At 60.2% G+C, this 22,371-nt stretch carries 20 protein-coding genes and 1 riboswitch; of the genes, 11 read left to right on the top strand and 9 right to left on the bottom strand.

Annotated features, from left to right (window positions below; all coding sequences use genetic code 11):
- Positions 1–34: 34 nt before the first annotated feature.
- Positions 35–676: a DUF1007 family protein gene (locus ACUTJJ_RS19675; RefSeq protein ID WP_445543178.1), complete on the bottom strand. Its 642-nt coding sequence runs from the start codon at positions 674–676 to the stop codon at positions 35–37.
- A gap of 431 nt (positions 677–1,107) precedes the next feature.
- Between ACUTJJ_RS19675 and ACUTJJ_RS19670 the strand changes: the two genes are divergently transcribed.
- Positions 1,108–1,755, top strand: coding sequence for an outer membrane protein (locus tag ACUTJJ_RS19670; RefSeq protein WP_445543177.1), 648 nt, complete (start codon positions 1,108–1,110; stop codon positions 1,753–1,755).
- Positions 1,756–2,401: 646 nt separating this feature from the next.
- Here ACUTJJ_RS19670 and ACUTJJ_RS19665 read toward each other — a convergent pair.
- The 6 genes from ACUTJJ_RS19665 to argE form a co-directional block, all read right to left on the bottom strand.
- Positions 2,402–3,859: an NAD-dependent succinate-semialdehyde dehydrogenase gene (locus ACUTJJ_RS19665; protein WP_445543176.1), complete on the bottom strand. Its 1,458-nt coding sequence runs from the start codon at positions 3,857–3,859 to the stop codon at positions 2,402–2,404.
- 15 nt (positions 3,860–3,874) lie between these two features.
- Positions 3,875–4,918, bottom strand: coding sequence for a tartrate dehydrogenase (locus ACUTJJ_RS19660; RefSeq protein ID WP_445543175.1), 1,044 nt, complete (start codon positions 4,916–4,918; stop codon positions 3,875–3,877).
- A gap of 13 nt (positions 4,919–4,931) precedes the next feature.
- Positions 4,932–6,395 (bottom strand): aldehyde dehydrogenase family protein, encoded by a 1,464-nt coding sequence (locus ACUTJJ_RS19655; RefSeq protein WP_445543174.1) that lies wholly within the window; start codon positions 6,393–6,395, stop codon positions 4,932–4,934.
- Positions 6,396–6,585: 190 nt separating this feature from the next.
- The gene (locus ACUTJJ_RS19650; protein WP_445543173.1) at positions 6,586–6,942 is read right to left on the bottom strand and encodes a cupin domain-containing protein; all 357 of its coding nucleotides are present in this window, start codon (positions 6,940–6,942) and stop codon (positions 6,586–6,588) included.
- A 27-nt stretch (positions 6,943–6,969) separates the two neighbouring features.
- Positions 6,970–7,893 (bottom strand): 2-hydroxyacid dehydrogenase, encoded by a 924-nt coding sequence (locus ACUTJJ_RS19645; RefSeq protein ID WP_445543172.1) that lies wholly within the window; start codon positions 7,891–7,893, stop codon positions 6,970–6,972.
- Positions 7,894–7,915: 22 nt separating this feature from the next.
- Positions 7,916–9,040 carry an acetylornithine deacetylase gene (argE, locus tag ACUTJJ_RS19640; RefSeq protein WP_296067254.1) on the bottom strand — a complete coding sequence of 375 codons (1,125 nt, stop codon included), beginning with the start codon at positions 9,038–9,040 and terminating at the stop codon, positions 7,916–7,918.
- Between the two features lie 370 nt (positions 9,041–9,410).
- Positions 9,411–9,643: riboswitch (cobalamin riboswitch) on the top strand.
- Between the two features lie 157 nt (positions 9,644–9,800).
- Here argE and ACUTJJ_RS19635 point away from each other — a divergent pair.
- The 6 genes from ACUTJJ_RS19635 (at position 9,801) to ACUTJJ_RS19610 (ending at position 16,521) form a co-directional block, all read left to right on the top strand.
- Positions 9,801–10,832, top strand: coding sequence for an ABC transporter substrate-binding protein (locus tag ACUTJJ_RS19635; RefSeq protein WP_445543171.1), 1,032 nt, complete (start codon positions 9,801–9,803; stop codon positions 10,830–10,832).
- Positions 10,829–11,857, top strand: coding sequence for a FecCD family ABC transporter permease (locus ACUTJJ_RS19630; protein ID WP_144576596.1), 1,029 nt, complete (start codon positions 10,829–10,831; stop codon positions 11,855–11,857). The genes ACUTJJ_RS19635 and ACUTJJ_RS19630 overlap by 4 nt, the downstream gene beginning before the upstream one ends.
- On the top strand, positions 11,854–12,654 hold the full coding sequence (locus ACUTJJ_RS19625) for an ABC transporter ATP-binding protein (RefSeq protein ID WP_445543170.1): 801 nt from the start codon (positions 11,854–11,856) through the stop codon (positions 12,652–12,654). The genes ACUTJJ_RS19630 and ACUTJJ_RS19625 overlap by 4 nt, the downstream gene beginning before the upstream one ends.
- Positions 12,655–12,662: 8 nt before the next feature.
- The gene (locus ACUTJJ_RS19620) at positions 12,663–13,127 is read left to right on the top strand and encodes a pseudoazurin (RefSeq protein WP_445543169.1); all 465 of its coding nucleotides are present in this window, start codon (positions 12,663–12,665) and stop codon (positions 13,125–13,127) included.
- Positions 13,128–13,391: 264 nt separating this feature from the next.
- On the top strand, positions 13,392–15,221 hold the full coding sequence (locus ACUTJJ_RS19615; protein WP_445543168.1) for a type I secretion system permease/ATPase: 1,830 nt from the start codon (positions 13,392–13,394) through the stop codon (positions 15,219–15,221).
- Positions 15,208–16,521 (top strand): HlyD family type I secretion periplasmic adaptor subunit, encoded by a 1,314-nt coding sequence (locus ACUTJJ_RS19610; RefSeq protein WP_445543167.1) that lies wholly within the window; start codon positions 15,208–15,210, stop codon positions 16,519–16,521. The genes ACUTJJ_RS19615 and ACUTJJ_RS19610 overlap by 14 nt, the downstream gene beginning before the upstream one ends.
- A 15-nt stretch (positions 16,522–16,536) precedes the next feature.
- Here ACUTJJ_RS19610 and ACUTJJ_RS19605 read toward each other — a convergent pair whose 3' ends face one another.
- A complete protein-coding gene (locus ACUTJJ_RS19605) occupies positions 16,537–17,457 on the bottom strand; it encodes an SMP-30/gluconolactonase/LRE family protein (protein WP_445543166.1) in 921 nt (306 codons plus the stop codon).
- 33 nt (positions 17,458–17,490) lie between these two features.
- Positions 17,491–18,204, bottom strand: a complete 714-nt coding sequence (locus tag ACUTJJ_RS19600; RefSeq protein WP_445543165.1) for a GntR family transcriptional regulator — start codon at positions 18,202–18,204, stop codon at positions 17,491–17,493.
- Positions 18,205–18,307: 103 nt separating this feature from the next.
- Between ACUTJJ_RS19600 and ACUTJJ_RS19595 the strand changes: the two genes are divergently transcribed.
- From ACUTJJ_RS19595 to ACUTJJ_RS19580, 4 genes are all read left to right on the top strand, one after another.
- Positions 18,308–19,360, top strand: a complete 1,053-nt coding sequence (locus ACUTJJ_RS19595) for a Gfo/Idh/MocA family protein (protein ID WP_445543164.1) — start codon at positions 18,308–18,310, stop codon at positions 19,358–19,360.
- On the top strand, positions 19,353–20,369 hold the full coding sequence (locus tag ACUTJJ_RS19590) for a Gfo/Idh/MocA family protein (RefSeq protein ID WP_063949153.1): 1,017 nt from the start codon (positions 19,353–19,355) through the stop codon (positions 20,367–20,369). Before ACUTJJ_RS19595 ends, ACUTJJ_RS19590 begins: the two co-directional genes overlap by 8 nt.
- On the top strand, positions 20,366–21,439 hold the full coding sequence (locus tag ACUTJJ_RS19585; protein ID WP_445543163.1) for a Gfo/Idh/MocA family protein: 1,074 nt from the start codon (positions 20,366–20,368) through the stop codon (positions 21,437–21,439). The genes ACUTJJ_RS19590 and ACUTJJ_RS19585 overlap by 4 nt, the downstream gene beginning before the upstream one ends.
- Before the next feature lie 22 nt (positions 21,440–21,461).
- Positions 21,462–22,371: ABC transporter substrate-binding protein (locus tag ACUTJJ_RS19580; protein WP_445543162.1), on the top strand; the 910-nt coding region annotated here is incomplete at its 3' end.

The raw sequence follows: 22,371 nt of genomic DNA, 5'->3' as shown, positions 1-22,371 counted from the left end.
CCGATGGCAACGGCGGCAAGGCTTGCCCTGCGGCTCAGCATGATATCTCCAGCCGGGTGGCGAAGAGCTTGGTCATGTCGGTGCCCGTCGGATCGTTGAAGAAGGCGTCGGTCAGCGAACTCTGGTTCTGCGAGATCACTTCGTCGGGGTCAGGGCGAACGATATGGTGCTTGCAGGCATTCAGATCCTTGCCCTGTGTGGCGATATCGCTGTCCTTGGCGAAATCGATCGCCGTATACATGGTCGGATCCCAGGCGCCGAAACTGAGCTTGCCCTTGACGGCAAGCGGTTTCACTGGCTTCACCGAGAAGAACATCAGGATCTGCTGGTCCTTGTAGTCGACATGAATGGTATCGGGCTTGGAAAACTCCACCGGTTTCCCGTTGTCGGTGATGAAGGTGTAAAAGGAATATTCGGCAAGCGATTCCTTGACCGTATTGCCGATCTCGGCCAGCTCGTCCTTGTCCAGCTTCAGGTCGCTGTTCTTGTCGTAATCCATCACCACGCTTGCGGAGAACATCTCGTCAAAACGCCAGATGTTGCGTACTTCCTGAACGGTGCCATTCGGCCCCTCGACGATTTCCATGCGGGCTTCCGCAAAAATGTGCGGATGCGCCGAAGCCGCCACTGGAATGGAAATCAGCCCAGCCGCAAGAAGCAATAGTCGTCTTTTCATTATACGGTCTGTCCTGACGTCGAATCTCGGAGGCCCGACTCTAGCAGAAATTGGGACCGAATTTCGACCTGATGCCACGCGGGCGTGCTGGGGAACGTCAGAGTGCGGGTTAACCGCGACGTGATACCGGAGCTTTCGCAACCAGGGTGGGTTATCGCGCCCGCCATGTGGCAGGCGGCTGAATACCAGTTTTGGGTGAAGCGCCGCAACCACCTCCAGGCGATCGCATAAACCCTAACTTATATTTTGGGATACCGCTGGCATTCACAGGAATACGGCCAGTGTAGCCTCTCTACTGTGGCGATTTACGGGAATTTAACCATGATGTGCTTCAATCTATGGGTGCGTAAAACCCCGTCACAGTTCTGCGTTCCCGGTCGCGAAAATCGCGATCCGCAGGTGAGCGGGAGTTATTTTCAAGGAGCTATCGCATGTTGAAACAATCATTTTTCGCGTTCGCCATGTTAGGCGTTTCTTACGGTCTGGCTGCAGCCGCAGACGCGGTCAGCGACATTCCGTCCGCACCTGTTGTCAACGACGTTGCGCCCGCCTTTTCCTGGGATGGTGTTTATCTCGGCGCGTCTGCGGGCTACGGCCAGAACCGGGTCAAGTCGACAACTTTTGGTGTCACCACGAAGCACGACTTTGACGGCGGTCGTTTTTCTGGCTTCGTGGGCTACAATTCTGAAGTTGCTCCCTCCGTGATTCTCGGCGTCGAGGGCGATCTCGGCTACGCCTGGGGCGACAAAACCATCGTCACCAGCGAGGTCTCGTCAGGCCTGAACGGTTCTGCGCGTCTGCGCGCCGGATACGCGATCGACCGGGCGCTGATCTATACCGCCGCTGGATACGCGGCAACTGACAGCGAAGTCAAAGCGCCGTTTGGCGCAGACAGCAAGGTATTGCACGGCTGGACGGTTGGTGCAGGTGTGGACTACGCGTTCACCAACAACCTGTTTGGACGCGTGGAATATCGTTACAACGACTTCGGCAAGGAAACCTACCAAACCGGCCCAATCACTTCGACCGGTGACGTCACTGAACACGTCGTCAAGGTTGGCCTTGGCGTCAAGTTCTGAAGGTCTATCAGTGGAAAGAGGGCGTCGCAACGCTGCGACGCCTACTTCGTCGGTCAATTGTACGGCGCCTATTCGCAGGATCGCGATGAGAACCGACCGCAAATAATGTCAGCTTGTCGCGATGGCTCCAGCCGCGGTCGCGGCCATGAGTTCCGTCATTTCGGCATATCCAATCCCGGCTGTTGACTGATCGCCGTTTTTCGAAATGAGCGGTTGCCCGGTTAGCTCGTGTGAGCTATTGAAAATCGTGTGTGTCCACGTAGCTCAGCAGGATAGAGCACAGGATTCCTTAATTGGGGGTTGTACTGGGAAACCTATACAATCAAACTGCTCAAAGTCGGGGAACGCTTCGCTGGGCTTCCAGCATGCCAATCCCGAGCCAAGCCCCGGAGAAATTCGGGGAAGTGTGTAGAGACTGGACGGGCAGCACCTAACGGCATCAGTGCCAATGGTGAAGGGACAGTCCAGACCACGAACGCGCAAGCGGCGGCGAAAGCCGAAGTGGTATGAATCCTGGGGTCGGAGGTTCGAATCCTCTCGTGGACACCATGTTCCTGCGCGTGTCTTTCGAGACAGATAGACGGTGTGCGTTTCTCGAAAAAAGAAGGGCCGCAGCGCGGCCCTTTAGGCGGGGAGAAAATGGGGATCAGGGGAGGCCGCCGATGTGGAAAGCCTTTGTTTCCAGATATTCCTCAATGCCAACCTGTGCACCTTCGCGGCCAAGCCCGGATTGTTTGACGCCGCCGAAGGGGGCGACTTCGGTGGAGATGAGGCCGGTATTGAGGCCAACCATGCCGAATTCCAGGGCTTCACCCACGCGCCAGGCGCGCTTGAGACTTTCAGTGTAGAAATAGGCGGCGAGGCCGAACGGCGTACCGTTGGCGATGGCGAGCGCTTCCTCTTCCGTTTCGAAGCGGAAAAGCGGTGCGACGGGCCCGAATGTCTCTTCGCTGGCCAGTTGCATGGCCGTGGTAGCGCCCGTCAGGACCACGGGTGCGGTATATTGCGGGCCTTCCGGCAGTTGGCGCGGCTTGGTGATGATTGTCGCGCCCTTTGATACGGCGTCGTCAACATGCGCACGGATTTTAGCGATGGCCGGTTCGTTGATCATCGGCCCGATGGAGACGCCTGCCTCGGTTCCAGGGCCGACCCGCATCGCATCGACGCGATCGGCCAGTTTTTTCGCAAAGGCGTCATACACGCCGGATTGGATAAGAAGGCGGTTGGCACAAACACAGGTCTGGCCGCCATTGCGGAACTTCGAGAGGAGCGCGCCCTCAACCGCAAGATCGAGATCGGCGTCGTCAAAAACGATGAAGGGCGCATTGCCGCCGAGTTCCAGCGACAGGCGCTTGATGCTGTCGGCTGCGCCGCGCATCAAAAGCGAGCCAACGCGGGTGGAACCGGTGAAGGAAATTTTCCGAACCGTCTCGTTGGCCATGATTTCATTGCCGATATCTGTCGGCATGCCGGTGACAATGTTGATGACCCCTGCCGGGATGCCGGCCCGCTCTGCGAGAACGCCAAGCGCCAGCGCCGAATAGGGGGTGAATTCCGAGGGCTTGATAACCACGGTGCAGCCCGCTGCGAGTGCGGGCGCGACCTTGCGGGTGATCATGGCATTGGGGAAATTCCACGGCGTGATGATGCCGCAGACACCGACCGGTTCTTTCAGGATAACGATGCGCCTGTCGGGCGTAGGTGAGGGAATGGTGCCGCCGCCGATGCGCCGGGCCTCTTCCGCAAACCATTTGACGAAGGATGCGCCGTAGCGGATTTCGCCCTTGGCTTCGTCAAGGGGTTTGCCCTGTTCGGTGGTCAGGATCAGTGCGAGATCGTCGATATTCTCGATCATCAGCGCAAACCATCTTTCAAGCAGCGCCGCACGCTCCGCGTGGGTTTTCTTTTTCCAGGGCGCAAAGGCGGCATTGGCGGCCTCGATGGCCGCGCGCGTTTCCGTGCCGTCCATGTCAGGAACGGTGCCGATCACCGCCTGCGTCGCCGGATCGACGACGTCCACCGCCTTGCCCGACGCCGCCGCTTTCCATGCGCCGCCGATGAAGCCCGTCTGGCGAAAGAGTTCCTTGTCCTTCAAGCCCTGCATCATAAGTCTCCGAAATCAGTCGAGTGCCGCGACAACCGCGGCGGTGATGGTGTCCGTCTTGTCCTTGCCCGGCACCGTGCCGATGCCGCGACCAGTCGCCGTTTCCAGCGCCGTCATGATCTTTGCTGCCGCATCCTTTTCGCCAAGATGCTCCAGCATCATCGCTCCGGACCAGATGGCGGCGATGGGGTTGGCGATGCCGAGATGGGCGATGTCAGGCGCAGAGCCATGCACCGGCTCGAACATCGAGGGCGCGCTGCGGTCGGGACTGATATTGGCGGAAGCGGCAAAACCGAGGCCGCCCTGAATGGCCGCACCGAGATCGGTCAGAATATCGCCGAAGAGGTTGGAGGCGACCACGACATCGAGGCTTTCCGGCGCCATGACCATGCGCGCCGCCATGGCGTCGATGTGGTAGCTGGTCACATCGACATCAGGATATTCTGCCGCGAGCTTGTGGGTCACCTCGTCCCAGAACACCATCGAATATTTCTGGGCATTGGACTTGGTGATAGAGGCGAGCTTGCCGCGGCGCTTTTGCGCCTGTTCGAAACCGAAGCGCAAAATCCGTTCCACGCCCTTGCGGGTGAAGATCGATGTTTCGACAGCCACCTCGTCCTCCGTGCCCTGATGCACGCGGCCGCCGGCGCCGGAATACTCACCTTCCGTATTTTCGCGAATGCAGAGAATATCGAAGCCATCGGCTTTCAAGGGCCCCTGCACGCCTGATAGTAGCCGGTGCGGACGGATATTGGCATATTGCACGAAAGCCTTGCGGATGGGCAGCAGCAGACCGTGCAGCGACACAGAGTCAGGCACTTCCGCCGGCCAGCCCACTGCGCCGAGCATGATGGCGTCGAAGCCGCGCAGCGTTTCGATGCCGTCCTTCGGCATCATCGCCCCGGTTTCCTTGTAGAAGGCGCAGGACCAGGGAAATTCCGTGCCCTCGAGCGCAAAACCGGACGACTTGGCTGCGGCGTTCAGTACCTGCCATGCGGCATCAGTGACGCTTTTGCCGATGCCGTCCCCGGGAATGAGTGCGATGCGATGCGTTTTCAAGAGAATTCCCCTGTTACAGTCCGATGAGGACGCTTTTGCTCTTACGGTTGGCGAGATAGGCCTCGCGCCCAAGATCCTTGCCGATGCCGGAACGCTTGTACCCGCCCGTCGGCAAAATATGGTCGCGCGACCGGCCATACCGGTTGACCCAGATCGTGCCCGCCTGAATGGCGCGTGAGAAGCGCAGGACACGCGAGACGTCGCGGCTGAAAAGACCAGCGGCCAGACCGTAGGTCGGATGATCGGAAAGCGCCAGAGCCTCCTCTTCCGTATGGAACGTCTGCAGCGTCAGCACCGGACCAAAGATTTCCTCGGTCACGGCAGGGGAACTCTGGTCGACATTGGCAATCAGCGTCGGCTGGTAGAAATAGCCGGGGCCGTCCATGATTGCGCCACCGATCAGGCATTCGCCGCCATGGGCGATCGCCGCCTGCACGATGCCGTCGATACGCTTGCGCTGCACTTCGGAGATAACAGGCGAATATTGGGTGGCCTCGTCCCAGGTTGGGCCGGGCTTCACCGCCTTCATGCGGGCGATGATCGCGGCGGAAAGGGTATCCGCCGCGCTTTCTTCGACAATGATGCGGGAGCCGGCAACGCAGGCCTGCCCGGCGTTGGAGAGAATATTGCCGGCAATGGCCGCCGCCGCCTTTTCGATATCCGCATCGGCAAAGACGATTTGCGGGCTCTTTCCGCCAAGCTCCAGCGTCATGGGCTTGATACCGGTGCGGGCGACATTGGCCATGATGGCGGCGCCAGCGGCTGTGGAGCCGGTGAAGCTGACCTTGGCGATGTCGGGATGTCCGGTAATGGCATTGCCAGTGACCGGCCCGTCACCCAGAACGATATTGATGAGGCCGGCGGGGAGCCCGGCCTTGATCGCCAGCTGAGCCATGAATATGCTGGAAAAGGGGGTCATTTCGGACGGTTTCAGCACCACGGCGTTGCCGGCGGCAAGCGCGGGGCCGAGCTTCCAGCCAGCCATGGAGACCGGGAAATTCCAAGGCGTGATGGCGCCGACGACCCCGTAGGGTTCAGTCATGATCATGCCGAGGCTCGTATCGTCGGTCGGCACGAGATCGCCGCCTTCCTTGTCGGCGAATTCTGCGAAGAAGCGAATTTGTTCGGCGGTGACGGCAATGTCGCCTGAAATCAGCTGACCCACGGGCCTTGTCGAGGACAGCGCCTCGATTTTAGCCAGCGTCTCGGCTTCCTGCTCGATCAGATCGGCCCAGCGTTGCAGGACCTTGGTTCGTTCGCGCGGGCGAACGCCACCCCAGTTGCTGTTTTTGAGCGCTGTCTTTGCCGTCTGCACGGCCTCATCGACAACCGATGCATCCGCCTTGGGGCAACCGGCATAGCCCACGCCATCCGAGGGGCGGTGCATGTCGATACCGGTTTCGGCCGGAATCAGCCTGCCGCCGATGAAGTGGCCGATCGGCAAGGAAATTCTCTCTGGATCGAAGCTCAGCGACATCTGAAACCCTCTGTGGATACGCCTCAAGCTAATCCCTGGTGGCAAGCAGCATCGGCCGACTGCTGCGGGGGCGGTGAACGAAAATCCTGTTTTGCCACTGACGGACAGTGCAATCTTCGGTGCGTCCATCCGTGGTGAAGTTCCCGGATGCAAACCAGTTCGGCCCACACCGGGAATTCAAAACGTCAACTCAACCGGTCACGGTGACGTAGATCTTTCGCACGGTCTCGATCGTCTTCCACACGCCAACGAAACCGGGCTTCATGACGAAACTGTCCCCTGCCGTATAGCGCAGCGGTTCGCCGCCATCCGGAGTGATCTCGACGACACCTTCAAGAATGTGGCAGAACTCGAAGGTTTCACCCTTGATCGAGCGGCTCTCGCCTGGAGTCGCTTCCCATATGCCGGTGTGCACGGTGCCGTCGCGGGCCTCGTCCAGTGGCCAGGTCTTGAAGGAAGGATCGCCGGAGATCAGGCGCTCTGGCAGGGCTTTCGAAGCCTTTGGTTCGAAGGTGGGTCTGGTATCGAGCGTCTTGAGGAGTGACATGAGGAGGTCCTTTCTTGGAACAGATGATCAATAGCCGCGGGCGCGGTCGACGAGGCCAAGCGGCGGTTCGCCGGCCTCATACCGCTTGATGTTTTCGATGACGGTGCGGGCTGCGGAGTGGGGCTGTGTGACGCTGGCGATATGCGGCGTCAGCAAAATCTTCGGATGAGTCCAGAAGCGGTGGTCCTGTGGCAACGGTTCGGGTTCGGTGACGTCAATGACCGCGCCCGAAAGCATGCCGCTGTCCAGCGCCTCGATGAGCGCATCATGATCCAGCTGTTTGCCGCGCCCGGCGTGAACCAGTCCCGCGCCTTCAGGCATCATGGCTAGGCGATGCCGGTTCAGCAGGCCCACGGTTTGGTCCGTGAGTGGCAGCAGGCAAACGAGAATATCACTTGTCGCGAGGATATCATTCAATCCCGCTTCGCCATGGTGGCAGGTGACGCCGTCGATCACACGTGGCGAGCGGCTCCAGCCGGAAAGCGGAAAACCGAACGGTTTCAGCCGCTCAAGCGCCGCAACGCCCAGCATGCCGAGGCCGAGAATTCCGACCCGACGCTCTTCGGCCTGTGGCTGGGGCAGGGCCTTCCACAATTTCTGACGTTGCTGATCCAGATAGGCGGGCATGTTGCGATGCAGCGCAAGCACGCCAAAGCTCACATATTCCTGCATCATGCGGATGATGCCTTCATCCACCATGCGCACGACCTTCACATGGGCAGGAACCGCATTGATCTGGAACTGATCGACACCCGCGCCGATGGAAAACAGGATTTCGAGATTGCGGTAACGGCCGATATCATCGGGCACGGTCCAGGTAATGAGATAGCGCACCACATCCGGATCGACGGTCTGTGGCTCAATCGAAAAGGGAAGGTCGGGCAGATCACGGGCAAGAGCCTGCCTGAAAATCTTGCCGCGCCTGGCATCTGAGTTAAACAAGAACGTCATGTGAAATCCGGTTTTCGAAGGTTCAGGCCGCACATCGATGGGCAAGCCTTTCCAGCAGCGACTGGCAGGCGGACAGTTCTGTGGTGGTGATATATTCATCCGGTTTGTGGGCGCGGCCGATGTCGCCCGGACCGCAAATGATGGCGTCGATACCGGCAGCCTGAAAAAGTCCGGCTTCCGTACCGTAGCTGACGGCGTCAATGCACGGCGCGTCTGTCAGCTGCTCCATGAGGTTGACGAGCGGCGCGTCAGCGGCAAGCGAAAGCGCAGGGTAGTCGCTCATCGGTGCCCATTGAACGTCTGTCCCGTTGGCTGCAAGCCTCTCGACGCTCTCACGCAATGGCTCGAGCAGGGCGAGCGGCGATACACCGGAAATGGCCCGTGCTTCCACTTCGATGGTGCACAGGTCCGGGACGATATTGATCGCCTGCCCGCCATTTACGGTGCCGATCTGCAGGGAGGAGTAAGGCGGCTCGAACGTGCCTTCGAAGGGGCCCTGCGTGAGGGCTTGGGCAGTTTCCACCGCCTTTGCCATGATGCCTGTCATGAGATGGATCGCGTTGACGCCCTGATCGGGCCGTGAGGAATGGCCGGAGCGGCCGCGAATGGTGATGCGTGCGGCTGCCTTGCCCTTGTGAGCACGCACAGCGCGCAGATTGCTCGGCTCACCGATGATCGCGCCCGCTGGTTTTGCGCAAAGATCCGGCAAAGCGGCGATCAGATGGGGCACACCCCGGCAGCCCGCCTCCTCATCATAGGAAAACGCGATGTGAACCGGCCGCTTCAGTGACATCTGCGCAAATGCCGGCGCCGCGGCGAGAACCGTGGCAAGGAAACCTTTCATGTCGGTGGTGCCTCGGCCGTAAAGACGCTCGCCCTCGGCTCTGAGCGCAAAGGGGTCGGAGGACCATTCCGGCTCCCCGGCGGGCACCACATCCATGTGGCCGGACAGGATGTATCCGCTGGCATCCGTCGGGCCGAAGCTCGCAAAGAGATTGGCGCGGTCCCCTTCCGGGCCGGCAAGCAGCGAGACCTTCGCGCCGTGGCTTCGCAGATAATCGGCAATCCATCCGGCAATATCGCCATTGGCGGTTCCGACGACCGAGGGAAAGCCGACAAGACGCTCCAGAATTTCGATGGCGTTCATGGCTCTCTCCGCGCTTCACCGTCGCAGAGCCTAAAAGTCACCGGCTGCGTTTGTATGCTGAAGTGAAGAAGATTTCGGTAGATTGTTGTGACCTTACAGCGGTTTCGGCGAAATCCTGCCGGGTCGATGGGAAAACTGACAGCCCTTTTTCCGATGCCGCCGTGTTGTTGAACGGAGACGTCAACCGTACAGCGGCTTTTTAGCGGTTGGATTTTGTCGAAGATGCCGAGAAACGGTATCGCCTGCGCGCTTGGGGCTTGTGGCCGGTTTTTACGCCGGCAACTTGTTGGCTTTTCATTGCAGCGGGCTAGCTGGCGGTCTTTGTTCCAAGCTGCGACACGATCGCAATTGACGCCCCGCCTCTTGCCCCTTATGTGAGTATATGACGGTTCCTGCAGCCGAAAGGCGAAGGGATTAATAGGGAACATGGTGCGGGCGATACTTTCGCCCAATGCCGTGGCTGCCCCCGCAACTGTAAGCGGATTGTCGTTCATCCCCGTGGCGCTTCATGGCGTCATGCCACTGGATTCTCCGGAATGCGGGAAGGCAGATGAGTGGCGCAAATTCGTGAGCCAGGAGACCTGCCGTCAAAATATGAACCATCGTTACGGGCGGGGAAGCCCGGAGGAGGAGACTGTAATGTTATTACGTTACATTTTGTTTGCATCCGATCATCGTTCTCCGTACAAGACGTCCCGCTGTTGGTGCGCGTTCTAACGCCTGCTGCTCTGGAATAAGTTTACTTTCGACTGGAGAACACATGTTTCATTTTAGACGCCTGCCGGCTCTCGCCGGCATCGTGGCGGTTGCCTTTGCATCCTTGCCCGCCGTTGGCGCGCAGGGTGCCGAAACCACCTACCCCCTGACAATCAACAGCTGCGGTCAGGAGATCACCTTCAAGCAAACGCCGGCCCGTACCGTATCCGTAGGCCAGAGCACAACCGAGGTTCTTTACCTGCTTGGCCTCGCCGACAAGGTTGTCGGCACGGCGCTGTGGATCGGTCCGGTTCTGAAGGGCTACGAAGAGGCCAACGCCAAGATCGAGCGATTGGCCGACAACGATCCCAGCTTTGAGGCGGTTGTCGGCAAGAAGCCGGATCTCGTGACGACACAGTTCCAATGGCAGATCGGCCCAGAGGGTGTTGTCGGAACGCCGGCGCAATTTGCCGAGCTCGGCATTCCCGTTTACACCTCGCCGGCCGATTGCCTGGGCAAAGACAATTCCGGCGGCGGCGATGGCGTGCGCAACACGGTTTTCACCATGGAACTAATCTACCAGGAAATCCGTGACCTTGCCAAAATCTTCAACGTGCAGGATCGCGGTGAGGAAGTCGTCGCCGACCTGAAGAAGCGAGAGGACGCCGCCCGAGCCAAGATCGCTTCTGCCAATGGCAAGCTCTCGGCCGTCTTCTGGTTCTCGAGCGCCGAACTGGATATCGACCCGTACGTCGCCGGCCGTAACGGCGCTCCGGGTTACATCATGTCTGCTCTCGGATTGAAGAATGTCATCGAAAGCGACGAGGAATGGCCCACGGTCGGCTGGGAAACCATCGCCAAATCCAACCCGTCTATCGTTGTCGCCGGCAAGATGGACCGCCGCCGCTTCCCTGCAGATGACATTGCCGTCAAGCTGAAGTTTCTGGCAACTGACCCGGTGGCAAGCATCATGCCTGCTGTCAGGCAAGGCCATGTGTTCGAAATGGATGCGCAGGCGATGAACCCGACCATTCGCACCATTGAAGGCATCGAAACGCTGGCCGAGGCGATTTCGGCTGCCGGCCTCGCCAAGTGAACGGCCTCTCCCTCCATCTCGGCAGGGCGGGCCTGGTTTTTGCCGCGCTCGCCCTGCTGTTGATAGCGCTGATGGCCGGAGCGGCCATCGGCGAGACAGCCATTCCATTTGACGTGGTCGCAAAAACGATTGCCAATCGCGTCTTTCATGCGGGCTTTCCGCTGGAGCCGCTGGATGAAGGCATCGTCTGGAGCTATCGTCTGAGCCGCGCTGTCGTTGCCGCCTGCTGTGGGGCTTCGCTGGCGCTTGCCGGAGCAGTGTTGCAATCGCTACTGCGCAATCCGCTTGCCGATCCCTATATTCTCGGTATTTCCGCCGGCGCCTCTACAGGCGCCGTCGCTGTCGCCCTCTTGGGATTCGGTGCGGGGTTTCTGACCATGCCGGCAGGGGCCCTGATCGGCGCTTTCATCGCGTTTTCACTGGTCAGCCTTCTTGCCGTGCGAGCTGGACACGGTAACAGCGCCATCATTCTGGCGGGGGTGGCCGGGTCGCAGTTGTTCAATGCCGTAACCTCGTTCATCGTCACCAAATCTGCCAATGCCGAGCAGGCACGCGGCATCATGTTCTGGCTGCTCGGCAATCTCTCCGGCGTGCGCTGGCCGGATGTCTGGCTGGCGCTACCTGTCAGCCTTGCGGGACTTCTCATCTGCCTCTGGTATGCCCGCGCGCTAGACGCCTTCGCTTTCGGCGGCCAGGCGGCAGCATCGCTTGGGATCCCGGTACGCTGGGTCTATACGGTGCTGATCTCGGTTTCCGCGATCATGACAGCTTCAATGGTGTCCCTGGTCGGGTCCATCGGTTTTGTGGGCCTTGTCATTCCCCACGCCGCACGCATCTTCGTCGGTGTTCGCCATGGCATCCTGCTGCCGGTGACGGCGCTAACCGGGGCCGTTTTTATGATCGTCGCCGACATTCTATCTCGCATCGTCATACCGGGTCAGGTTCTGCCGATCGGCGTCATCACCGCGCTCGTCGGCGCGCCCGCCTTTGCCTTCATCCTGGGGCAGAGAAGGGGGCGGTCATGAAGCTATCCGCCCGTGACCTGCATTTCCATGCCGGTAACGCCGATATTGTGCGCGGTGTTTCCCTTGAGGTCGGCTCCGGGGAGTTCCTCGGCATCATCGGGCCGAACGGCTCAGGCAAAAGCACACTGCTTTCCATGCTGGCCGGCATCCGAAAGCCGCGCCGGGGGCACGTTGCGCTTGGCGGCGAGCCGCTTGGTTCACTGGGGCGACGCGACATCGCGCGCCTGCTTGCCTTCGTGGAGCAACAGGCCGAAACCACCGAGCGCATCACTGCGCGACAGGCCGTGGAGCTTGGGCGCACGCCCTATCTCGGGCCGCTGTCCGCCTGGTCGCCGAACGACACCGCCATTGTCGATGCGGCACTTGTTAATGTCGATATGGCCGATAAGGCCGAGCGCGGCTGGCACCACCTTTCCGGGGGTGAACGGCAGCGCCTGCATATTGCCCGGGCCTTGGCGCAGGAACCACGAATCCTGCTGCTGGACGAGCCCACCAATCACCTCGACATCGGCTACCAGATCAGCCTGCTCGATCTGGTAAAGCGGCAGCGTCTCACAGTCGTCGCAGCGCTGCACGATCTCAATCACGCCGCTATGTTCTGCGACCGCATCGCCGTCATGCATCGCGGCGAGATGATCTCCGTCGGCCCGCCGCGAGAGGTTCTCACCTCCGGGACGATCGCCGAGGTGTTCGGCGTGGACTGCGTGGTTACCATGGACGAGAGAGGCTTTCCGCACATACGTTTTCTGCCGGCGCATGGACTGGCGGAGCATCCAAGGAAAGAACTGGCACGATAAGTAATTTGATGCTGGCAGACGCCCCGAAAAAGATCCGACCGTTTTGCATCGTTGCCGTGATTGCGGCGGCTTTCACAGCCTTTCCACTTGAGGCCTTAGCCGAGACCTTCGAGGTGAAAATGCTGAACCGCGGCGAAAAGGGCCCGATGGTATTCGAACCCGATTTTGTCAAAATCGAGCCCGGTGACCGCGTGCGCTTTGTGCCCATCCACAAAAGCCACAACGCCGCGACCATCGACGGCATGGTCCCGGAAGGTGCCGAAGGTTTCAAGAGCCGGATCAACGATGAGTTCGAGACCGGTTTCGAAAAGCCGGGCTTTTACGGCATCAAATGCTCGCCGCATTACGGCATGGGCATGGTGATGCTCATCAAGGTTGGCGATGCGGGCCTGCCGCAGAGCTACAGGACAGTGAATGTTCCCGGTCGTGCAAAGCCACGATTGGACGATCTTTTCGACCGGGCGGAAAAATGAGGTGTAGGGGTCGCAGCTTTCCCCAACCTCATTGCAGAAAGGTTCCCCAGATGGCGTTTTCGGTGCGGTGGATAATCCCATCTGACGGCGTGGGGGAGGTGCATGCGCAGTCTGGTGGGTAATTTGTTGTGGTACAAGGCCACAACGAATGCCGTTATCCTCGTGGTAAAGGTCCGGCCGGGTCGGCGTCGTTGAGCGGTGATCGGCCTGAAGGTCTGATGATTGTCGTGCATCGGCGTTTGCCGCGTAGAGGAAAACCAGCCTGTGGGCTTTCAGAACCACCAGCAGACACCGCCGCAGTCTCTGACGGTGGCGGTTGTCGCGCCGCTTAAGGGCACGTTTCTCGGTGTTGCGCTCATCAGCGGTGTCGTCAACATTCTGGCGCTCACGGCGCCGCTCTTTATGTTGCAGATCTATGATCGGGTGCTTGCGAGCGGCAGCGTTCCGACGCTGGTCGGTCTCGGCATTCTCGCCCTTGGGCTTTATTGTTTCCAGTGTCTGCTCGATGTCATTCGCGCCCGCATTCTGATCCGCATCGGCGAAGATTTCGATACGCGTTATGCCGCAAGGGTGCATGATGCGGTGGTCCGCCTGCCGCTCGTCAGACCTATGCCGGGTGATGGCCTGCAGCCGCTGCGCGATCTCGACAATGTGCGCGGCTTTCTCTCCGGCATGGGGCCGACGGCTTTTTTCGACCTGCCGTGGATCCCGCTTTATCTCGGGCTGTGTTTTCTGTTCCACGTCTGGATCGGCGTGACGGCGCTTGCCGGTGCGATACTGCTGGTTTGCCTCACGATCCTCACCAATATCTTCTCTCAGAAGCCCAGCCGTGCCACCATGGTGCAAAACATGGTCCGCAACCGGCAGCTCGAAACCTCGCGGCGCAATGCTGAAGTCGTACAGGCGATGGGACTCGGCAGACGTCTCAGCCAACGCTGGCAGCACTCCAACGACGCCTATCTCGCTGCCAACCGCAGCGCGGGCGATGTGGTCAGCGGTCTCGGCAATATCGCGAAATCGCTGAGGGTCGTGCTGCAATCGGCAATTCTTGCTGTCGGGGCGTGGCTCGTCATTAAGCAGGAGGCGTCCGCTGGCGTGATGATCGCGAGTTCGATCATGATGGGCAGGGCGCTGGCCCCTGTCGATCTCGCCATTTCGAACTGGAAGTCCCTGGTGGCCGCGCGGCAGAGCTGGGCGCGGCTGAAAGAGCTTTTCAGCCGCGTGAACGCCGATGACACCACCATGGCCTTGCCTCGGCCGGAAAAAGAACTGCTGGTCGAAAACGTCACCATCGTTCCGCCGGGGAAGAGAAAGCCCACCGTCACCAGCCTCGGCTTCAACCTGACTGCTGGCCATGCGCTCGGTGTCATCGGTCCTTCGGGCTCGGGAAAATCCACACTTGCCCGCGTTCTCGCGGGCGTCTGGACACCGGCGGCGGGGAAGGTGCGGCTGGACGGTGCGAGTTTCGAACAGTGGGACCGTGAGGCGCTTGGTCGACATATCGGTTACCTTCCGCAAGGTGTGGAGCTGTTCGACGGCACGATCGGTGAGAATATTTCCCGCTTCGAGGATAGTCCGGACCCCGAGGCAATCATTGCTGCTGCCAGGGCTGCTGGCGCGCATGAGCTGATCCTTCGGTTTGAGAAGGGGTATGACAATGACATCGGCGAGGCGGGGTCAGCGCTTTCTGCCGGTCAGCGTCAGCGCATAGGCCTCGCCCGGGCTCTTTATGGCGATCCCTTTATCGTTGTGCTGGATGAACCCAATGCGAACCTTGATGCGGAAGGCGAGGCCGCCGTGGTCAGTGCCATTTCTTCCGTCAAGACACGGGGCGGCATCGCGATCGTTGTCGCCCACCGGCCCAGCGCCATCGGCGCCGTCGATTTCATCCTGATGTTGGAAGAGGGGCAGATGAGAGCTCTTGGCCCACGCGACGAGGTTCTTTCGAAGGTGCTGCGCCTTCCAAGAGGTCAGGCAGGCAAAGGATTTACGGCATCAGCTCAGACAATCTCACCGCTTCGCGTCGTTGCCAATGCGCAGCCTAAAACGCCGGCGCTTGAAGGGAGTGGAAGGGATGCGGATGACGAAGCATAATCTGCACTCTCCTTTATCCCGCTCCATCCGAAAACACCTTATCGTCGGCCTCGTGGCAGGCGTTGCGCTGTTGGGCGTCGTCGGGGGATGGGCGGCGACGACAAATCTTGCCGGGGCTGTGGTCGCGTCCGGTCATCTTGTCGTGGATAGCTATGCCAAGAAGGTGCAGCACCCGAGCGGAGGTGTCGTCGGCGAAATTCTGGTAAACGAGGGTGACAGGGTCAAAACGGGTGACGTCGTCATTCGCCTCGATGCCACTCAGAGCCGCGCCAGTCTTTCGATCGTCAGCAAACGTCTGGATGAGTTGACGGCGCGCATGGCAAGGCTGGAGGCGGAGCGCGACGATTTACCGGCGCTCATCTTTCCACAGGCGCTGATGATGCGGAAAGATCAGCCGGATGTCGCCTCAGCCATGCGTAGCGAGACCAAGCTGTTCGAGTTCCGCAAATCGTATCGGGAAGGGCGCAAGGCGCAGCTTTACGAACGCATCACTCAGTTCGAACATGAGATCGAAGGCCTGAAGGCGCAGGAAGTCGCATATGAGAATGGCCTTGCGCTGCTGCAGGCTGAAATCGCCTCGCAGAAATCCCTGCGCGAACAGGGCGTCGTTTCGGTGCAGCGGCTGAACACTTTGCAGACACAGGCGGCGACATTCGGTGGCGAACGTGGGGAAAAAATCGCCTATCAGGCACAGACTGCCGGCCGTATCACCGAGACAAAACTCCAGATATTGCAGATCGATCAGGAGCTGCGCACTGAGGTCGGCCGGGAGTTGCGCGAGATACAGGCCCAGATGGGTGAGTTTGTCGAGCGCAAGGTCGCCGCCGAGGACCAGTTGAAGCGCATCGATATCGTCGCGCCGCAGTCCGGGTTCGTTCATGAAATGGCGGTTCATACCGTGGGTGGCGTGGTGACGCCTGCGGAACCTATCATGCTTATCGTCCCAGATGATGATCAACTTGCGCTCGAAGTTCAGATTGCGTCCAAGGATATTGACCAATTGCAGGTGGGGCAAAGGGCGATGGTGCGACTAACCGCCTTCAATCAGCGGGTTACACCGGAACTGGAAGGCCACGTGAGCCGCATCGCGGCGGATGTAACAATAGATCAGCGCAGCGGCCTCTCCTATTATCTGGCGCGCATTTCCCTTACCGCATCCGAGAGGGAAAGGCTCAACAAGGCGACACTGCTGCCGGGCATGCCGGCTGAAGTCTTCATCCAGACAAGCGAAAGAACCGCGCTCTCCTATATCGCCAAACCGCTGATGGACCAGATCAGTCGCGCTTTCCGGGAGGAGTAGCGGTCCGAGTGCGTATTATCCGGCGTCGCCGAAACGGAAGCCGGGGAAGCCTTTCTTTTCCGTTGGGATCATCCAGACACCGCCCGAAAGCGGCGCTGTTTTCAGCCGGTCCTCTGACATGTTGTGGCGGTGTGATGTCAGGAAAAGGATGTCGAAGTCGGGGCCCCCGAAACACGGCATGGTGGGATGTGGAACAGGAACGGCGAGTGCCACCCCATGCCCGGCGTCAGGTCCGAAAACGTTGAGCAAGCCGGCGGAAACGCCAGCGCTGTAATAGGTGCCGCTGCTATCGAGGCAGCCGCCATCGGGCCTTCCGGTTTCTTCGGTCATCTCCGCCACCAGCACGCCTTCGTCAAACGTGCCGTTGCCCCTGTCAAACCTGCGACGGCGTATCCATTTCTGGACGGAGTCACTCTGCCACATGATTGATCCGTCTGGGGAAAAAGCGAGGCCGTTCGGGCAGGTCAGCCCCGTCTGCATGCGCTCCGCGCTCTTTTCGGTGATCCGCCAGAGCTCGCCATGCGGTTTCATGTCGGGAAGCGGCACATTGTGCATGGTTCCCACCCAGAAGGCGCCGTCTGGTCCAATCCGTCCATCATTTAACCGGCATGGGATGCCTTCCGGTGCGGGGATGGAATGAAGGAGGCGCATCGCGCCGTTTTCGGGATCGAGGATGACAATCTCCATGCCGCAGGCAACGACCAGATCACCGTTTTCACAAAGTCCCAGGCTCGATACAGTGTGAGGAAACGACCATTCGCGGTAGCGGCCAGGCTCAAGGGCGGCAGACCGCACTGTCTTGCCGAGAATATCGCACCAAAAAAGCACCTGCCGCCGTTCGTCCCAGACGGGGGATTCGGCGAGCGTGCTCATCGTGTCGCACAGAAGTCTTGCCTGCGACATGGCAATCGCTTGACCGGCCAATTGGGTATTCATGACGTTCGAACCATTAAATGAGATGCTGCAGACTTACTCGAAATAATCTTGATGGTTTTCGAAGACCTGCGAGAGAATGCCGAGGACGCGCCTCAAGTGCTTTTGCAAATTATCAGTCGCGCGGGCCTCGTCACCCGCCCTGATGGCGTCATAAACCGCTTCATGTTCGGAAAGCAGCCTAGCCATATGCGCCTCGTCGGTGATGGCGAGGGCGCGCAGGCGATCCAGCCCTGCCTTTTCGCGGATTAGTAACGACTCCAGTCTTTCCAGACCGGTTGCGGCGGCTAGAGCGCTATGAAACTGGTCGTCATGGATGCGGAACGCCTTTCTGTCGCCGTTATGCGTCGCCGCCCGCTGGCCATTTAGCGCATGCTCTATCTCCTGCTCAGCCTCGGGTGTCAGGCCCATCTGGCAAAGCCTGCGGACGGCCGCGACCTCAAGCGCCTCGCGGATGAATTGCGCGCTGCGGATGTTTTTTTCCGATAGGCGCGAAACATAGGTGCCGCGGCTTGGAAGGGTGACGATCAGGCCGTCGTCGCGCAGGCGGCTCAGCGCCTCGCGCACCGGCGTGCGGCTGGAGTTGAAAGATTGTCCGATCTCGTTTTCCGAGACGGCCTGGCCAGGAAAAAGCTCCCGCGACAGGATTGCCGATTTCAGCGCGGAGTAAATCTGGTCCACCACCGGACGGTTGAGGTCCAGTCGCTCCATTGTCGGCACGGAGCCGCCTGTCACGGGAATTTTCGGCATTGACCCTCCAGCGTTTTCAAAACCGGTATACCGGAACACAAGTCTGTTGACAACCGGCATACCGGTATGCAAATGATCGCGCATTGGGAAGGAGGCTCCCGAAATGCAAAATATCAAGACCTGTGTCATCGTTGGCGCCGGGATGGTCGCGAAGACGCATGTGCTCGCCTGTGCGGCAAGCCCTGAAAAAATTCGTCTAAAAGGCATTGTCGATGGCGGTTCCGGCCGCGCCAGGGCTCTGGCCGCCGAAGCGTCGAAACATACCGGACACGATGTCATCGTTTATTCCTCGGTCGAGGAAGCGGCTCGTGACGCGGATGTCGATTTCGCCATCGTCGCAACGCCGCCCAATGCCCGTATCGATATCGTTGAGCAGCTCGCGAAGGCGGGCAAGCACATTCTGATGGAGAAGCCCGTCGCTCGCAACACGCAGGAAGCAGATGGTCTCGTCGCCTTGTGTCGCGAAGCGGGTGTCACGCTCGGCATCATCTTCCAGCACCGCATGCGGGCTGCCTCGCAAAAGGCGCGCGATCTCGTTGACGGCGGCACGCTCGGCACATTGGGCCTCTGCGAAATCTCCGTGCCTTGGTGGCGCGCACAGTCCTACTATGACGAACCGGGCCGAGGCACGCTGGCGCGCGATGGCGGCGGGGTTCTGATCTCCCAGGCAATCCATACGATCGATCTTGCCTTGAGCCTGGCGGGCCCGGTCGCCCGTGTTCAGGCCATGGCCGCGACGACGCGTTTCCACCGCATGGAAACCGAAGATTATGTCTCTGCCGGCCTGCGGTTAAAGAATGGCGCTGTCGGTTCGCTGGTGGCGAGCACGGCAAGTTTCCCCGGCGCGGCAGAATCGATCCTGCTGCATTTCGACAATGCCAGCCTGCGGCTCGCCTCCGGCCTGCTGCATGTCGACTGGCGCGACGGGCGGCAGGAAACTTTTGGCGGCGCAGCCGCTGGCACGGGCGGCGGCGCCGACCCGATGGCTTTCACACATGAATGGCATCAGGGCGTCTTCGATGATTTCGCGGACGCCATCTCTTCAGGACGCCCGCCGGTCGTCACCGGTGAAGCGGCTCTTTTGTCTCACAGATTGATCGAAGCGATCATCAACTCGGCCGACACCGGCAAGGAAGTGGAACTGCAGGATGAGTAAAGCAATCAAGTTCGTCGCTCTCGGGATTGAGCATCGGCACATTTTTGGCATGGCCCAGAATCTGATGGACGCCGGCGCGGAATTTGCCGGCTGGTGGACAGAGGGCGAGCCCGACGTCGTGGAAGGCTTCGTCAAACGCTTTCCAGATGTGCCGCGCGCGGCAACGAAAGAGGCCCTCCTTGCTGACGGCTCCATCGATCTGGTCGTGATCGCCGATATCCCGTCAAAGCGTGCCGATCTCGCGATCGCCGCCATGGAAGCCGGCAAGGATGTCATGTCCGACAAGCCCGGCTGCACCACCTTCGAACAGCTAGATCGCCTGCGCCAGACCGTGGCGAAGACCAAGCGCATCTGGACGATCGATTTCTCTGAGCGCTTCGAAGTGCCGAGCGTCACCAAGGCCGCTGAACTCGTCGCCCAGGGCGCCATCGGTCGCGTCATCCAGACTGTTGGCCTCGGCCCGCACCGCCTCAACCGCCAGATCCGCCCGAAGTGGTTCTTCGAGCGCGAAGCTTACGGCGGCATCATCACCGATATTGCCAGCCACCAGATCGACCAGTTCATGTTCTTCACCGGCTCGACCGAGGTTGAGGTCGTGTCCGCCACCGTTGCCAATTACGCCAACCCCGGCGACCCGGGCCTGCAGGATTTCGGCGAAGTCGTTCTGCGCGGCGACAAGGGTCACGGTTATATTCGCGTCGACTGGTACACGCCGGATGCCCTGCCGACCTGGGGTGATGGCCGTCTGACCATTCTCGGTACCGAGGGCTACATCGAACTGCGCAAATATGTGGATGTGGGTAACACCGAAGGCACGGACCGCCTCGTCCTCGTCAACGGCGATCGCTGCGAGTATATTGATGCTTCCGGCGCTGGCTTGCCCTATTTCGCCCGCATCTGCGACGACATCCGCAACCGTACGGAAACGGCGATGACGCAGGAGCATGTCTTCAAGGTCTGCGACCTCTCGCTGCAGGCGCAGGCAAAGGCCGAGGGAGCTTCGAAATGATCGGTGTCGCCATTATTGGCGCCGGCATCGGCGCAGAGCACCTGAAAGGGTACCGGGCACTTCCCAATCGCTTCGCCGTCAGGGCGATCTGCGATCTTGATCTGGAACGTGCCCGCTCGGTCGCTGGCGATGATTCCTCCATTCGCGTGACCACTGATCTCGATGAGGTCCTGGCCGATGAGAGCATTCAGCTCATCGACGTCTGCCTGCCGCCCCATCTGCATTTTCCGGTGACGCTGAAGGCGCATGCAGCGGGTAAGGACGTCGTCTGCGAAAAGCCGCTTGTCCGCTCCCTCGAAGAGGCGAATGCGCTGATCGATTCCGTCAAGAAGACGGGTCGCGGTGTCTTTCCCGTGTTCCAGTACCGGTTCGGGCAGGCCATGCGGCAGCTACGCGCGCTGATTGATGCCGGTCTTGCCGGAAAGGCCTTCGTCGCTAGCTCGGAAGTTCACTGGAACCGTGGCGCGAGCTACTACGACATTCCCTGGCGCGGCACCTGGAAGGGTGAGTGCGGCGGTGCGATCCTCGGTCACGCGATCCATGCCCATGATCTGCTCTGCTACGTCCTGGGCCCGGTCGAGGAAGTTTTCGCCATGGCCGATACGCGGGTCAATCCAATCGAAACCGAAGACAGCGCCGCGCTCAGCTTCCGCATGAAAAACGGTGCGCTGGCAACCAGCTCGGTCACGCTTGGTGCGGCCAATGACACGTCCCGCCTGCGTTTCTGCTTCGAAGGTTTTACGGCTGAAAGCGGCACCTTGCCCTATCGCCCGGCCGAAGACACCTGGCGCTTCATCGCCCGCGCGCCGACCGCGCAGGATCAGATTGACGCGGTTCTGGCGACGGTCGCTGATGGTCAAAACGGCTTTGCCGGTTTTGTCGAAGCCATTGCCGACGCGATGGAAGGACGCGGCGGCAAGGAAGTGACCGTCAATGACGGCCTGCAGTCCATCGAACTCGTGACGGCCATCTACCGGTCGGTGCGCGAAGGGAAACCTGTTCGTCTGTCCGATGCCGCCGAGGGCGAGTGGATTAAGGGTTGGGCTCCGAGCGCATCCGCCAAAGCATAATCATCTAACGGGAGGAAACCAGATGACCACAAAATACAGCATGGCACTGGCGCTCGCCATTGGCGCGGCGTCCTTGGCCGGTGCCGCCCAGGCGGCCCAGGAAGTGCGCTTTACGTGCGCTTATGACGGCAACGGCTGCGAAATCCTGAAGGATATTCTCGCCCGTTACGAAAAGCAGCATCCTGATGTGAAGATCGTTACCGACGTCGTGCCCTACAAGGCACTGCTGGAAGGCCTGCCCGTGCAGCTCGCCGGCGGCAGCGGTCCTGATTTCGCGACCGTGACCGATCTGGGCGGCCTCAACCGCTATTATCTCGATCTCACGCCCTATGTGGACGCGAAATATTGGGAAGACAACTTCTCGAATGTGCTGAAATGGTACCGCAGCGGCCCGGATGACAAGGGCATCTACGGCATGCACACGCAGCTGACCATTACCGGCGCCTTCATTAACCGCACCCTGTTCGATCAGGCGAACGTCGCCGTTCCCGGCAAGGATGCGACGCTGGACGACTGGGCGAAGGCCGCCACCGCCGTCGCCAAGGCGACCGGCACGCCTTACCCGATGGCGATCGACCGCTCCGGCCACCGCATCGCCGGCCCGGCCATTTCCTATGGCGCGAAGATTTTCGATGCTGATGGCAAGCCGATTCTCGTCGATGAGGGCTTTACGACTTTCGTGAAGAAATTCGTGGAGTGGAACAAGGACGGAACCATGGCGCGTGACGTGTGGGCCGGACAGGGCGGTAATACCTACCGCGACGCCGCGCAGGAATTCATCAATGGCCAGCTCGTCTATTATTATTCCGGCAGCTGGCAGACCGCGCGTTTCGACAGCCAGGTCGGCGATGCGTTTGACTGGGAAGTCGTACCGCAGCCCTGTGGTGGCACAGCCTGCACGGGCATGCCCGGCGGCACCGGGATCGTCGGCT

This window comes from Agrobacterium sp. DKPNP3 (genome assembly GCF_052686535.1).
The sequence above is the reverse complement of the archived record's forward strand: the minus strand, read 5'-3'. Positions and strand labels throughout refer to the sequence as shown.

Bases quoted from the DNA above. Each gene is read 5' to 3' on its own strand.
- ACUTJJ_RS19655 (WP_445543174.1), bottom strand. From the start codon at position 6,395: ATGTCGCTGAGCTTCGATCCAGAGAGAATTTCCTTGCCGATCGGCCAC.
- ACUTJJ_RS19670 (WP_445543177.1), top strand. From the start codon at position 1,108: ATGTTGAAACAATCATTTTTCGCGTTCGCCATGTTAGGCGTTTCTTAC.
- ACUTJJ_RS19595 (WP_445543164.1), top strand. From the start codon at position 18,308: ATGCAAAATATCAAGACCTGTGTCATCGTTGGCGCCGGGATGGTCGCG.
- ACUTJJ_RS19620 (WP_445543169.1), top strand. From the start codon at position 12,663: ATGCTGGCAGACGCCCCGAAAAAGATCCGACCGTTTTGCATCGTTGCC.
- ACUTJJ_RS19590 (WP_063949153.1), top strand. From the start codon at position 19,353: ATGAGTAAAGCAATCAAGTTCGTCGCTCTCGGGATTGAGCATCGGCAC.
- ACUTJJ_RS19650 (WP_445543173.1), bottom strand. From the start codon at position 6,942: ATGTCACTCCTCAAGACGCTCGATACCAGACCCACCTTCGAACCAAAG.
- ACUTJJ_RS19625 (WP_445543170.1), top strand. From the start codon at position 11,854: ATGAAGCTATCCGCCCGTGACCTGCATTTCCATGCCGGTAACGCCGAT.
- argE (WP_296067254.1), bottom strand. From the start codon at position 9,040: ATGAACGCCATCGAAATTCTGGAGCGTCTTGTCGGCTTTCCCTCGGTC.
- ACUTJJ_RS19665 (WP_445543176.1), bottom strand. From the start codon at position 3,859: ATGCAGGGCTTGAAGGACAAGGAACTCTTTCGCCAGACGGGCTTCATC.
- ACUTJJ_RS19635 (WP_445543171.1), top strand. From the start codon at position 9,801: ATGTTTCATTTTAGACGCCTGCCGGCTCTCGCCGGCATCGTGGCGGTT.
- ACUTJJ_RS19585 (WP_445543163.1), top strand. From the start codon at position 20,366: ATGATCGGTGTCGCCATTATTGGCGCCGGCATCGGCGCAGAGCACCTG.
- ACUTJJ_RS19610 (WP_445543167.1), top strand. From the start codon at position 15,208: ATGACGAAGCATAATCTGCACTCTCCTTTATCCCGCTCCATCCGAAAA.
- ACUTJJ_RS19600 (WP_445543165.1), bottom strand. From the start codon at position 18,204: ATGCCGAAAATTCCCGTGACAGGCGGCTCCGTGCCGACAATGGAGCGA.
- ACUTJJ_RS19605 (WP_445543166.1), bottom strand. From the start codon at position 17,457: ATGAATACCCAATTGGCCGGTCAAGCGATTGCCATGTCGCAGGCAAGA.
- ACUTJJ_RS19675 (WP_445543178.1), bottom strand. From the start codon at position 676: ATGAAAAGACGACTATTGCTTCTTGCGGCTGGGCTGATTTCCATTCCA.
- ACUTJJ_RS19645 (WP_445543172.1), bottom strand. From the start codon at position 7,893: ATGACGTTCTTGTTTAACTCAGATGCCAGGCGCGGCAAGATTTTCAGG.